Origin of the sequence: Pseudomonas citronellolis (assembly GCF_001586155.1) — a bacterium.
Taxonomy (GTDB): domain Bacteria; phylum Pseudomonadota; class Gammaproteobacteria; order Pseudomonadales; family Pseudomonadaceae; genus Pseudomonas; species Pseudomonas citronellolis.
The window spans coordinates 6163629-6175792 of the sequence record NZ_CP014158.1 but is presented as its reverse complement, the minus strand read 5'-3'; the positions used below and the strand labels follow the sequence as shown (position 1 = coordinate 6175792).

General features: G+C 69.2%; 11 protein-coding genes. 4 read left to right on the top strand and 7 right to left on the bottom strand.

Annotation, left to right across the window (positions count from 1 at the left end; translation table 11 throughout):
* Positions 1-79 precede the first annotated feature (79 nt).
* From PcP3B5_RS27095 to PcP3B5_RS27080, 4 genes are all read right to left on the bottom strand, one after another.
* A complete protein-coding gene (locus PcP3B5_RS27095; RefSeq protein WP_061562881.1) occupies positions 80-1429 on the bottom strand; it encodes an MATE family efflux transporter in 1350 nt (449 codons plus the stop codon).
* Between the two features lie 52 nt (positions 1430-1481).
* Positions 1482-1883: a YkgJ family cysteine cluster protein gene (locus PcP3B5_RS27090; RefSeq protein ID WP_024128110.1), complete on the bottom strand. Its 402-nt coding sequence runs from the start codon at positions 1881-1883 to the stop codon at positions 1482-1484.
* Positions 1884-1966: 83 nt separating this feature from the next.
* Entirely contained in the window at positions 1967-3211 is a 1245-nt protein-coding gene (locus tag PcP3B5_RS27085) for a DUF1835 domain-containing protein (RefSeq protein ID WP_061562880.1), read from the bottom strand.
* Positions 3212-3366: 155 nt separating this feature from the next.
* On the bottom strand, positions 3367-3816 hold the full coding sequence (locus tag PcP3B5_RS27080; protein WP_009613271.1) for a DMT family transporter: 450 nt from the start codon (positions 3814-3816) through the stop codon (positions 3367-3369).
* Positions 3817-3905: 89 nt separating this feature from the next.
* Between PcP3B5_RS27080 and PcP3B5_RS27075 the strand changes: the two genes are divergently transcribed.
* A complete protein-coding gene (locus PcP3B5_RS27075; RefSeq protein ID WP_058071708.1) occupies positions 3906-4340 on the top strand; it encodes an SRPBCC family protein in 435 nt (144 codons plus the stop codon).
* A 248-nt stretch (positions 4341-4588) separates the two neighbouring features.
* Here the strand turns inward: PcP3B5_RS27075 and PcP3B5_RS27070 are convergent, their stop codons facing one another.
* The 3 genes from PcP3B5_RS27070 to PcP3B5_RS27060 all read right to left on the bottom strand — a co-directional run bounded on the left by PcP3B5_RS27070 (position 4589) and on the right by PcP3B5_RS27060 (position 7534).
* Positions 4589-4876, bottom strand: a complete 288-nt coding sequence (locus PcP3B5_RS27070; protein ID WP_009613269.1) for a HigA family addiction module antitoxin — start codon at positions 4874-4876, stop codon at positions 4589-4591.
* A 14-nt stretch (positions 4877-4890) separates the two neighbouring features.
* The gene (locus PcP3B5_RS27065) at positions 4891-5169 is read right to left on the bottom strand and encodes a type II toxin-antitoxin system RelE/ParE family toxin (RefSeq protein WP_061562879.1); all 279 of its coding nucleotides are present in this window, start codon (positions 5167-5169) and stop codon (positions 4891-4893) included.
* Positions 5170-5506: 337 nt separating this feature from the next.
* Positions 5507-7534 carry an NADPH-dependent 2,4-dienoyl-CoA reductase gene (locus PcP3B5_RS27060; RefSeq protein ID WP_061562878.1) on the bottom strand — a complete coding sequence of 676 codons (2028 nt, stop codon included), beginning with the start codon at positions 7532-7534 and terminating at the stop codon, positions 5507-5509.
* 198 nt (positions 7535-7732) lie between these two features.
* Between PcP3B5_RS27060 and PcP3B5_RS27055 the strand changes: the two genes are divergently transcribed.
* The 3 genes from PcP3B5_RS27055 to fdxH all read left to right on the top strand — a co-directional run bounded on the left by PcP3B5_RS27055 (position 7733) and on the right by fdxH (position 12122).
* A complete protein-coding gene (locus PcP3B5_RS27055) occupies positions 7733-7927 on the top strand; it encodes a hypothetical protein (RefSeq protein WP_043318783.1) in 195 nt (64 codons plus the stop codon).
* Between the two features lie 170 nt (positions 7928-8097).
* The gene (gene fdnG / locus PcP3B5_RS27045; RefSeq protein ID WP_145923950.1) at positions 8098-11193 is read left to right on the top strand and encodes a formate dehydrogenase-N subunit alpha; all 3096 of its coding nucleotides are present in this window, start codon (positions 8098-8100) and stop codon (positions 11191-11193) included.
* Complete coding sequence (fdxH, locus tag PcP3B5_RS27040) at positions 11190-12122, top strand: formate dehydrogenase subunit beta (protein WP_043318779.1); 933 nt, start codon at positions 11190-11192, stop codon at positions 12120-12122. Before fdnG ends, fdxH begins: the two co-directional genes overlap by 4 nt.
* Positions 12123-12164: the final 42 nt, after the last annotated feature.

Below are 12164 nucleotides of genomic sequence, written 5' to 3'. Positions count from 1 at the left end.
CTGCGCCACGGCTTCGTTGTGCTCGGCGCTATCGTGGGCGCCGCCTGGCACTTTAGAGCGCGGCGGCGGCGCCTGCCAGTCACGCCGAGGGCAGGCCGACCCAGGCGTCGCGGCGCGTCAGGCGCCAGGCGTAGGCGGCGAGGATCAGCCCGCGCAGCAGCATGAAGCTGAGGAACGCCAGCCACAGCCCGTGGTTGCCCAGCGGCTGCAGCAGCCAGCCCAGCGGCAGGCTCACGGCGCAGGCCAGGAGCATGGCGTTGCGCATCTCGCGGGCGCGGGTGGCGCCGATGAACAGCCCGTCCAGCAGGTAGCTCCACATGCCGATCAGCGGCAGCACGGCGAGGTACGGCAGGTACTGGTCGGCCACCGCGCGCACCTCGGGGATGTCGCTCTGCAGGGCGATGAACAGGTGCCCGGCGCTGCCGAAGAACAGCACGAAGGCCAGGCTGGCCAGCAGAGACCAGCCGCAGGCCACCAGCAGCGAGCGGCGCAGTGTGCGCCGGTCGCCGCTGCCGATGGCATGGCCGCACAGGGCCTCCACCGCGTGGGCCAGGCCGTCGAGGGCGTAGGAGGTGATCATCAGGCCGTTGAGCAGCAGGGCGTTGGCCGCCACCGTGGCGTCGCCCAGGCGCGCGCCCTGCACGGTCACCAGGAAGAACACGCCCTGCAGCGCCAGGCTGCGGATGAAGATGTCGCGGTTGACCATCAGCAGCGGCGCCCAGCTCACCCAGCGGCGCAGGCGGCGCCAGTCCGGCACGCCGGGGAAGCGCCCCAGCGCGCCGCGGGCCAGCCACAGGCCGAGGGCCGCGCCGCTCCACTCGGCGATCACCGAGGCCTGCGCGGCGCCGGCCACGCCCCAGCCCAGGCCGAGCACGAAAAGCAGCTCCAGGGCAATGTTCACCAGGTTGGTGGTCAGCAGGATGGCCAACGGCCCGCGGGCGTTCTGCGTGCCCAGCAGCCAGCCGATCAGCGCGTAGCTGGCCAGGGCCGCGGGCAGGCCGAACAGGCGGATGTGGAAGAACTGCCGGGCCAGGCCGTCGAGTTCCGGCGAGGCGTTCATCAGGCCCATGGCCACGGGTGTCAGCGGCAGCGCCAGCAGACCCAGCAGCAAGGCCAGGCCCATCGCCAGCAGCAGGCCCTGGCCGAGGATGCGCCGCAGCGCGCCGCCGTCGCCGCGCCCTGCGGCTTGGGCGGCGAAGCCGGTGGTGCCCATGCGCAGGAAGCCGAGCACGCCCACCAGCAGGGTGTACAGGCTGCCGCCCACAGCCACCGCGCCCAGCTGATGGGCGTGGGGCAGGTGGCCGATGACCGCGCTGTCGACCAGGGTCACCAGCGGCACGGATACGTTGGACAGGATCATCGGCGCGGCCAGCGCCCAGACCCTTCGGTGGGTCGGGCGATCGCGCCAGGCGTCGCTCAGTGGGTTCATGCAAGGCTCCGCAACAGCGCCGCAGTATAGCGGGGCCGGAGCGCCCGCGGCCTTACGCCTGCCGCTTGCGGTAGGCGCAGTAGCCCGGGCGCGGGCCCACCTGCGGGTGGTTGCGGCAGGTGTCCGGGCGCTTGGCGTAGACGGTGCACAGGCGCGTCTTGCGGTCCAGGTACAGGCAGTCGCCGTTGCTGCTGCGGGTGAGGGTGAAGATGCCGCTCTTCTGGTTGAAGCGCTCGACCAGGCCTTCCTTGCTCAGGCGCTTGGCGATGTTCTTGGCTGGCTCCTCGCGTTCGAACTCGTCCACCACGCCCAGGCGGATGAGGTCGCCGATGCGCACTTCCACCGGCATGGTGCAGCAGGTGGCGTGGCAGTCGCGGCACAGGCCCGAGCTGTACTTGGCCCAGGTTTCCAGGCGGTCGAGTTCGGCGTTGGCGATCAGCGGCGGTTTTCTCATGGCGGCGGCACGGTGCGTTGCGGGGGCGCGCAATCATAGTGGCCTGGCTGGCGGATTGCGCGCCCTTTCGACGAAAAGCCGGCTCAGCCGCGCCAACGCGGTTGCAGGCCGTCGTCCAGCGTCCAGTGCGGTTGCCCCGGGCGCAGGCGCACACCGCCGACCCAGCGCTCGCCGGCCAGCTGGTCCAGGCCGTGGCGCTCGCCGGCCAGCACCTGGCGGCCCAGCGCGGTGAGGCGCACCGGGCGCTGCGCCCAGGGCAGCTGCGGCTCGGCTTCGACCAGCAGCGGGGTGGGGCTGTCGATCAGCGGGCGCATCAGCACGTGGAACATCAGGTCGCCCAGGTAGGGCAACGGTTCGCGGTGCGTCATCAGCTCGGCGAACACCCGGCCCAGGGGCAGCTCGCCGCGCTCGGCGACTATGCCCAGGCTCAGGCGCTCGGTCAGCGACAGGCCGTCGCGCGCGCCGGGCAGTTCCTGCAACTGGCGGCGCAGGGCGTTGCCCAGCAGCGGCAGCGCCGGTGTCGGTTTGCCGGCCAGCACAGCCCAGGCCTGTGGCGAGGGCTGGCGGTAGGCGTCCCAGGCTTCGCGGGCCAGCAGCAGGGCCTCTTCGCCCAGCGGCTGGCGCTGCGGCCAGAGCCAGGCGAGCAGGTCGGGGGCCAGTTGGCCGATGCCGATGAAGCGCTGCACGCCGGGCACCCGGTCGGTCTCGATCAGCTCCAGGCGCTCGGGCAAGCGCGGCAGGCCGGCGAGCACGCGGATCAGGAACAACTGGTCGTAGGCATCGGCCTCGCACCAGAGCACCACCCGTTGGCGCTCGGGGAGTCGGTCGAGCAGGGCGTATTCGTCCCGGGTGCGGCGCAGGGCGTCGGCCGCGGGAATGTCGAAAGCCTGGCTGACGAAGGCTGCGCGCAGCTGGCGGAAGCTTTCTTCCGGCAGCGCCGGCACGGGGCCCATGCTCAACGGGTCGGCGAACATGCGGAACTCGCCGCGGAAGCCGGCCAGTTCCAGGCTGTGGGCGATATCGTTGCCGCAGCGCAGGTGCAGGCAGGCGGCTTCGTCGCCGCTGGCGAAGTCCGGGTGGCGCGCGGCGAAGGTGATGGCCTCGACGTGGGCCTTGAGCTTCGGCCAACTGGCGAAGCCCAGTTCCCGCGCCAGCAGCCATTGGCAGTCGGCCAACCGCGGCGGGTGGCCGAGGCCGTGCGGGGCCTGGGCGTGGAGGCGTTGCAGGGCTTGCGCCTGGCCGGCGCGCAGGTCGCGCAGCAGGGCCTTGGCGTGCTGGCGTTGGCGGTCGAGGTCGATGCGGCCGTCTTGGCCGGAAGTCGGGGACATACGAGCTCCTGTCGGGCCGGGTCCGCTGTCGGGCCGGAGTCGTATGGGAAGTCGGCGGATGCAGCACCTGGGCGAACCCTTTCCGCGGACCGGTGGCGTGGTGGACGCCGCCGCCCGACTATAGCGGCGGCGCCCGCGCCGGGCAATGCCGGGGCTCAGCCCTTGCGGATCAGCCAGATGCCCACGCCGATGGCGGCGATGCCGGCCAACTTCAGGGCGCTGATGGGGTTCTCCCTGAAGCCGGCCCAGCCGAAGTGGTCGAGGGCCATGGCCATGCCCAACTGGCCGGCCAGCACCAGCACCATGAACAGCAGGGCGCCGACCCGCGGCGCGGCGAAGGCGGCGATGAAGATGAAGAACATGCCGAGGAAACCGCCGCACCAGTGCCACCAGTGCAGCGAGCGCAGCGCCGGCACGCCGGGGAACTCGCGGTTGGCGAGTGTCAGCACCAGCAGGCCGAGGGTGCCGACGAAGAAGGAGATCAGCGCGGCGGCCAGCACGCTGGACACCTGCTTGGCCAACTGGCCGTTGATGCCCGCCTGCAGCGGCAGGCAGGTACCGGCGATCAGCGGCAGGACGAACATCCACCAGGGTGGCGTGGGCATGGGGTACTCCTTGGCAGTCGAAGCGAAAAGGACAGCCGGCTAGTATGCACCAGACCGGAGCAGCGCTCCCGCTTCCCAGGAGAGAAACCATGGGCACCTCCGCTTCCCGCACCCTGGCCGTGCGCATCGAGCGCCCCTGGCAGGTGGCCTACGACTTCCTCGCCGAACCGCGCAACTTCCCGCGCTGGGCCTCGGGCCTGTGCAGCGCCATCGAACCGCTGGACGCCGACCACTGGCTGGCGCAGACGCCCCAGGGGCCGCTGCGGGTGCGCTTCTCGCCACGCAACCCGTTCGGCGTGCTGGACCACGACGTGCTGCCGGAAGATGCACCGCCCATCCACATCCCCCTGCGCCTGATCGCCAACGGCGACGGCTGCGAACTGCTGCTGACCCTGCTGCGCCAGCCGGCGATGGACGACACCGCCTTCGAACGCGATTCGCAGTGGGTGGCGAAGGACCTGGGGGCAATCAAGGCGTTGCTGGAGTCGGAGGAGCTGCCTTGGCCGATGGGGTTTTCGCCGTGAGGTCCGGGGGGCGGGCGCTTCGAGGTTGAACGCGGAGCGTGTTTGGGGCCAAGGTCAGGCGGCGTATAACCGCGAACGGTTATACGCCCTACGCCACTTGTAGGCGCCACTGCTTTTCGTAGCCTGTAGGATGGGTTGAGCGAAGCGATACCCATCACCGTGACCGCATGGGTTTCGCAGGCTCAACCCATCCTACGAAATGCACCTGGTGCAGCCGGCAGATAATTGTTCCTACGGGATTTCCCTCTTTACGCCACCGCCTGCAGCCGGGGGATCGGCGGATGGGGTTGCTGGCTGACCTGCCAGAGGTCGTAGGCGGCCTGCATCGCCAGCCAGTGCCGGGCGCTGGACAGGCCGGCCTGTTCCAGGCGCCAGGCCAGGTCGGCGCTGATGGGCGCGCGGCCATGCAGCACCTTGGACAGGTGCGGCCGGCTGAAACCCAGGTGCGTGGCCAGCGCAGTGACCGACAGGCACAGGGCCGGCAAAACATCCTCGCGCAGGATTTCGCCCGGGTGGGGTGGGTTGTGCATGGCCATGGCGAGCCCTCCGCTCAGTGGTAGTCGAGGTAGTCCAGCAGTTCCGCGTCGGTGCCTTCGAAGCGGAAGATCACCCGCCAGTTGCCGGAGACGCTGACGGACCAGTAGCCCCGCAGCGTGCCTTTCAGCCCGTGCAGGCGATAACCGGGCAGGTCCATTTCCCTGGGGTCCTTGGCGGCATCCAGGGCAGCAAGGATGCGCAGCAGCCTGGACACATGGTCAACCCTGACGCCGCGATGATCCCCATGCAGGTATAGGGCACGCAGGCCCTTGTGGCGGAAGCTCCTGATCATCGCCGGACTGTAATCTAACAGATTACAGCTTCCTGAGCCGAGATGCTTGTAGGATGGCGCCGCTTCTCGTAGGAGCGAGCTTGCTCGCGAATGGGGGTTGCCGGGTGTATTGGCATTACGCTGACCACCGTTCCCTCTCCCCAGCCCTCTCCCTGAAGGGAGAGGGGGCTTGTCCGTGCCGAGGGAAGGCAAGGTTTCCGTCGGAAGCTTTCGGTGTTGCCGGCTGACTCCAGAACAGCCAAGCGCGCCGAACGGTCCCCTCTCCCTTCAGGGAGAGGGTTAGGGAGAGGGCGCTCTTCGGAACCGCACCAAGCCCCCCCCAACGAAACACCCCCCCTCACAACCGCGCCCCCAACTCGGCCCCCTCCCGGATCGCCCGCTTGGCATCCAGCTCCCGCGCCAGGCGGGCGCCGCCGATGATGTGGTGGCGCAGGTTCTCCGCGGCCTGGGTGGGGTGCAGTTCCAGCAGCGGTTCCTGGCCGGCGCAGATCACCACGTTGTCCACCGCCAGGCACTGTTCGCGGCCGTCCACGCGGATGTGCAGGCCGGCGTCGTCGATGCGCAGGTATTCCACGCCGCCCAGCATTTGCACCTGGTGGTGCCTCAGGTGGGCGCGGTGGACCCAGCCGCTGGTCTTGCCCAGGCCGGCGCCGGGCGTGCCCGGTTTGCGCTGCAGCAGCCAGAGCTGGCGTTTCGGCGTGATCGGCGTGGGCCTGCGCAGCCCGCCCGGCGTGCTGTTGTCCAGGTCGATGCCCCATTCGCCCAGCCACTGGCCCAGCGGCTGTGGGCCTTCGCGTTCGGCGAGCAGGAAGCTGGCGACGTCGAAGCCGATGCCGCCGGCGCCGATCAGCGCCACCTTCCGGCCCACCGGCGCGCCGTTCAGCACGTCGAGGTAGCCGAGCACTTTGGGATGCTCGATGCCCGGCAGCTGCAGCCGGCGCGGGCGGATGCCGGTGGCGACTATCACCTCGTCGAACTGCCCTTGCAGTTCGCCTCGGGCGATGCGCCGGTTCAAGTGCAGGTCCACGCCCAGCTCGGCCAGGCGCACGGCGAAGTAGCGCAGGGTTTCGCCGAACTCTTCCTTGCCGGGGATGCGCCGGGCCAGGTTGAACTGCCCGCCGATCGCGCCGCCGGCCTCGAACAGGCTGACGCGGTGGCCGCGCTCGGCCGCCACGCAGGCCGCCGAGAGCCCCGCGGGGCCGGCGCCGATCACCGCGATGCGCTTGGGCTGGCGCGCCTTGCGGTAGCGCAGCTCGGTCTCGTGGGCGGCGCGCGGGTTGACCAGGCAACTGGCGCGGCGGTTGGCGAAGGCGTGGTCGAGGCAGGCCTGGTTGCAGGCGATGCAGGTGTTGATGCGCCCGGGCTGGCCGGCGGCGGCCTTCTGCACGAACTGCGGGTCGGCCAGCAGCGGCCGGGCCAGGGACACCAGGTCGGCCTGGCCGCTGGCGAGCAGCGCCTCGGCCAGCTCCGGGGTGTTGATGCGGTTGCTGGCGATGAGCGGGATGCGCAGTTCGCGGCGCAGGCGCGCGGTCACCTCGGCGAAGGCCGCGCGCGGCACCGAGGTGACGATGGTCGGCACCCGCGACTCGTGCCAGCCGAAGCCGCTGTTGAGCACATCCACGCCGGCCTCCTGCAGCGCCAGCGCCACCTGGCGTACCTCGTCCCAGGTATTGCCGCCTTCCACCAGGTCGAGCAGCGACAGGCGGAAGCCGATGACGAAGCGCTCGCCCGCCGCGCGGCGGATGCGCCGGACGATCTCCAGCGCCAGGCGCATGCGGTTCTCCAGGCTGCCGCCCCAGCGGTCCCGGCGGCGGTTGCCGCGCGGGCAGAGGAACTGGTTCAGCAGGTAGCCCTCGCTGCCCATGATTTCCACCCCGTCGTAGCCGGCGGCGCGGGCCAGGCGCGCGCAGCGGCCGAAGGCGGCGATGGTGCGGGCGATGCCGCGCTCGGACAGCTCGCGCGGGGCGAACCAACTGATCGGCGACTTGAGCGGCGAGGCCGAGACCACCAGCGGGTGATAGCCGTAGCGCCCGGCGTGGAGGATCTGCAGCAGGATGCGCCCGCCCTCGGCGTGCACCGCCTGGGTCAGGCGGCGGTGCGCCGGCACCTGCAGGCTGCCGGTCAGGTCGCTGCCCAGCGGCAGCAGCCAGCCCTCGCGGTTGGGCGCGAAGCCGCCGGTGATGATCAGCCCCACGCCGCCGCGGGCGCGCTCGCGGTAGTAGGCGGCGAGCTTGCCGAAGTCCCACAGGCGGTCCTCCAGGCCGGTGTGCATGGAGCCCATGACCACGCGGTTGCGCAGCTGCAGCGGGCCGATCCGCAGCGGGGCGAGCAGGTGAGGGTAGGGGCTGGCGTCGGTGGCGTGCATGCTGGCTTCGTCGGCAGGGCGATGAGTGCACCATAGGAAGTTGCGCGGCGCCGGTGAACGGCCCGGCTGACGGCTGCGCCGGGCATTTGGGCCAAGCCGCCGCGGCTTGACAGCTGGCGCAGCGGGCACACACTGGAACGGTGGGGCGGCAGCTTTCGCCGCCCCCGGTTCCCTGACCGGCTTCCTCGGGAGGTTGTCATGAACAGCACAAGAAGAAAGCACCTGCGGCACTACCGCCACTATCTGCTAGCCGCGCTGCTGGGCCTGTTCCTGCTGGGCCTGCACGAGAGCGTCAACCAGGACCTGCAGCCCTCCTGCCTGGGCGACGACGGCCAACTGATCTGTTCCTACCCCTCGCGTACCGATTTGCAGGTACTGCTTTATTTCCGCTGAGCAGGCCGGCGTGGGCTGACCTGGGTCAGGGAAGCGTCTCGGCCTTTTCAGGCAGAGTGCTCGGCCGCGCCTGCTGGCGCTGCCTGGCGCAATGCGCCAGGTTGGCTATCTTTTAAACAGAGGCGCCTGGCCAGGTACTGGGCGCCCTTTGCCTGATCAGGAGACGCACGATGGATATGAACCGTCGGCAATTCTTCAAGGTCGCCGCCGTCGGCCTTGGAGGATCAAGCCTTGCGGCCCTCGGCATGACGCCCCCGGAGGCCTTTGCCGAACAGATCCGCCACTTCAAGCTCGAACGCACCACCGAGACGCGCAACACCTGCACCTATTGCTCGGTAGGCTGCGGCATCCTCATGTACAGCCAGGGCGACGCGGCCAAGAACGTCACCCAGAACATCATCCACATCGAGGGCGACGGCGACCATCCGGTCAACCGCGGCACCCTCTGCCCGAAAGGCGCGGGCCTGCTGGACTTCGTCCACAGCCCCAACCGCCTGAAGTACCCGCAGATCCGCGAGCCCGGCTCCAGCGAGTGGAAGCGCATCGAATGGGACGAGGCGCTGGACCGCATCGCCCGGTTGATGAAGGACGACCGCGACGCCAACTTCATCGAGAAGAACGAGCAGGGCCAGACGGTGAACCGCTGGCTGACCACCGGCTTCCTGGCCGCCTCGGCGTCTTCCAACGAAGCGGGCTACATCACCCACAAGGTGGTGCGTTCCCTCGGCATCCTGGGGTTCGATAACCAAGCGCGTGTCTGACACGGCCCGACGGTGGCAAGTCTTGCCCCGACGTTTGGCCGTGGAGCCATGACCAACCACTGGACCGACATCAAGAATGCCGATCTGATCCTCATCATGGGCGGCAACGCGGCCGAGGCGCACCCCTGCGGCTTCAAATGGGTGACCGAGGCCAAGGCGCACAACAAGGCGCGCCTGCTGGTGGTGGACCCGCGCTTCACCCGCTCGGCCTCGGTGGCCGACTACTACGCGCCCATCCGCACGGGGACGGACATCGCCTTCCTCGGCGGCCTGATCAGCTACCTGATCGAGAACGGCAAGTACCAGAAGGAATACGTCGAGCACTACACCGACGCCGCCTTCATCGTGCAGGAAGGCTTCGGCTTCGAGGACGGCCTGTTCAACGGCTACGACGCCGAGAAGCGCAGCTACCCGGACAAGTCCGCGTGGAACTACGAGCGCGGCGAGGACGGCTTCGCCAAGGTCGACCCGACGCTGCAGCACCCGCGCTGCGTGTTCAACCTGATGCGCCAGCACTACAGCCGCTACACGCCGGACGTGGTCAGCAACATCTGCGGCACGCCCAAGGACATGATGCTCAAGGTCTGGGCCGAGATCGCCGAGACCTCGGCGCCCGGCAAGGCCATGACCATCATGTACGCCCTGGGCTGGACGCAGCACTCGGTGGGCGCGCAGATGATCCGCACCGGCGCCATGGTGCAGCTGCTGCTGGGCAACATCGGCATGCCCGGCGGCGGCATCAACGCCCTGCGCGGCCACTCCAACATCCAGGGCCTGACCGACCTGGGGCTGCTCTCCAACCTGCTGCCGGGCTACCTGACCCTGGCCATGGACGCCGAGCAGGACTACGCCGCCTACATCGCCAAGCGCACCAGCAAGCCGCTGCGCCCGGGGCAACTGTCCTACTGGCAGAACTACAGCAAGTTCCACGTCAGCCTGATGAAGTCCTGGTTCGGCAAGGCCGCCACGGCCGAGAACAACTGGTGCTACGACTGGCTGCCCAAGCTCGACATGCCCGGCGCCGGCTACGACGTGCTGCGGGTGTTCGACATGATGTACCAGGGCAAGGTCAACGGGTACTTCTGCCAGGGCTTCAACCCCATCGCCTCGTTCCCCAACAAGGGCAAGGTCGGCGCCGCGCTGGCCAAGCTCAAGTGGCTGGTGATCATGGACCCGCTGGCCACCGAGACCTCGGAGTTCTGGCGCAACGCCGGCGACTTCAACGACGTCGACACCAAGTCGATCCAGACCACGGTGATCCGCCTGCCCACCACCTGCTTCGCCGAGGAGGACGGCTCCATCGTCAACTCCGGGCGCTGGCTGCAGTGGCACTGGAAGGGCGGCGAGCCGCCGGGCCAGGCACGGCCGGACATCGCCATCATGGCCGGGCTGTACCACCGCCTGCGCACGCTGTACGCGAAGGAGGGCGGCAAGTTCCCCGACGCCATCCTCGGCCTCGACTGGCCCTACCAGCGCCCGGACGACCCGAGCCCCGAGGAGCTGGCCAAGGAATACAACGGCAAGGCCCTGGCCGACCTGGTGGACCCGAAGAACGGCATGGTCCTGGCCAAGGCCGGCGAGCAGTTGCCCGGCTTCGCGTTGCTGCGCGACGATGGCAGCACCGCCAGCGGCTGCTGGATCTTCGCCGGTTCCTGGACGCAGCAGGGCAACCAGATGGCCCGCCGCGACAACGCCGACCCCTACGCCATGGGCCAGACCCTCGGCTGGGCCTGGGCCTGGCCGGCCAACCGGCGCATCCTCTACAACCGCGCCTCGGCCGACCTTGCCGGCAAGCCGTGGGACCCGGTGAAGAAACGCCTGGTGTGGTGGAACGGCAAGGCCTGGGGCGGCACCGACGTGCCCGACTACAAGCCCGACGTGCCGCCGGAAGCGGGCATGAACCCGTTCATCATGAACCCCGAGGGGGTGGCGCGCTTCTTCGCCGTGGACAAGATGGCCGAGGGACCCTTCCCCGAGCACTACGAGCCGTTCGAGACGCCCATCGGCATCAACCCGCTGCACAGGGACAACCCCAAGGCCACCAGCAACCCGGCCGCGCGGGTGTTCAAGAACGACATGGAAGTCTTCGGCAAGGCCGACGAGTTCCCCTACGCGGCCACCACCTACCGCCTCACCGAGCACTTCCACTTCTGGACCAAGCATTGCCGGCTGAACGCGATCACCCAGCCGGAGCAGTTCGTGGAAATCGGCGAGGTACTGGCCAAGGAACTGGGGATCGCTGCCGGCGACCGCGTGAAGGTCTCCTCCAACCGCGGCTACATCAAGGCGGTGGCGGTGGTGACCAAGCGCATCCGCCCGCTGCAGGTCGACGGCAAGACCGTGCACCACGTCGGCATCCCGCTGCACTGGGGCTTCGCCGGGGTGGCGCGCAACGGCTACCTGACCAACACCCTGACGCCCTTCGTCGGCGACGGGAACACGCAGACGCCGGAGTTCAAGTCGTTCCTGGTCAACGTCGAGAAAATCAGCGGAGGTGAGGCATGAGCACGCAAGACATCAGTGCCCGTTCGGCCACCACCACGCCGATGCCCTCGGTGCGCAACCAGCAGGAAGTGGCCAAGCTCATCGACGTGTCCAAGTGCATCGGCTGCAAGGCCTGCCAGGTGGCCTGCTCGGAATGGAACGAGCTGCGCGACGAGGTGGGCCACAACCACGGGGTGTACGACAACCCGCTGGACCTGACGGCCGATTCCTGGACGGTGATGCGCTTCACCGAGCACGAGAACCCCAACGGCAACCTCGAATGGCTGATCCGCAAGGACGGCTGCATGCACTGCGCCGAGCCGGGCTGCCTGAAGGCCTGCCCGAGCCCGGGGGCGATCGTGAAGTACGCCAACGGCATCGTCGACTTCAACCAGGACCACTGCATCGGCTGCGGCTACTGCATCACCGGCTGCCCGTTCAACATCCCGCGCATCTCGCAGAAGGACCACAAAGCCTACAAGTGCACCCTGTGTTCCGACCGCGTGAGCGTGGGCATGGAGCCGGCCTGCGTAAAGACCTGCCCCACCGGCGCCATCGTCTTCGGCACCAAGGACGCCATGAAGGAGCACGCCGCCGAACGCATCGAGGACCTCAAGTCGCGCGGCTTCGAGCACGCCGGGCTGTATGACCCCGAAGGCGTCGGCGGCACCCACGTGATGTACGTGCTGCACCACAACGACCAGCCCTCGCTGTACGCCGGCCTGCCCGACAAGCCGGCCATCAGCCCGCTGGTCAGCCTGTGGAAGGGCATCACCAAGCCGCTGGGCCTGCTGGCCATGGGCGCGGTGGTGCTCGCCGGGTTCTTCCACTACACCCGCATCGGCCCCAACCGCACGGAAGAGGACGAGCAGCCGGGGCCGGACCCGGAGGCGCCGGTACACAAGGTCGACCCTTCGGTGCACCGCTATGACCCGCGCGACCCGCGTTGAGCCCATGCACCGAACAGCCCCCTCTCCCTTCGGGGAGAGGGA

Excerpts from the sequence above, each read along its gene's own strand:
- PcP3B5_RS27095 (WP_061562881.1), bottom strand. The coding sequence starts at position 1,429 with ATGAACCCACTGAGCGACGCCTGGCGCGATCGCCCGACCCACCGAAGG.
- PcP3B5_RS27090 (WP_024128110.1), bottom strand. The coding sequence starts at position 1,883 with ATGAGAAAACCGCCGCTGATCGCCAACGCCGAACTCGACCGCCTGGAA.
- PcP3B5_RS27085 (WP_061562880.1), bottom strand. The coding sequence starts at position 3,211 with ATGTCCCCGACTTCCGGCCAAGACGGCCGCATCGACCTCGACCGCCAA.
- PcP3B5_RS27080 (WP_009613271.1), bottom strand. The coding sequence starts at position 3,816 with ATGCCCACGCCACCCTGGTGGATGTTCGTCCTGCCGCTGATCGCCGGT.
- PcP3B5_RS27075 (WP_058071708.1), top strand. The coding sequence starts at position 3,906 with ATGGGCACCTCCGCTTCCCGCACCCTGGCCGTGCGCATCGAGCGCCCC.
- PcP3B5_RS27070 (WP_009613269.1), bottom strand. The coding sequence starts at position 4,876 with ATGGCCATGCACAACCCACCCCACCCGGGCGAAATCCTGCGCGAGGAT.
- PcP3B5_RS27065 (WP_061562879.1), bottom strand. The coding sequence starts at position 5,169 with ATGATCAGGAGCTTCCGCCACAAGGGCCTGCGTGCCCTATACCTGCAT.
- PcP3B5_RS27060 (WP_061562878.1), bottom strand. The coding sequence starts at position 7,534 with ATGCACGCCACCGACGCCAGCCCCTACCCTCACCTGCTCGCCCCGCTG.
- PcP3B5_RS27055 (WP_043318783.1), top strand. The coding sequence starts at position 7,733 with ATGAACAGCACAAGAAGAAAGCACCTGCGGCACTACCGCCACTATCTG.
- fdxH (WP_043318779.1), top strand. The coding sequence starts at position 11,190 with ATGAGCACGCAAGACATCAGTGCCCGTTCGGCCACCACCACGCCGATG.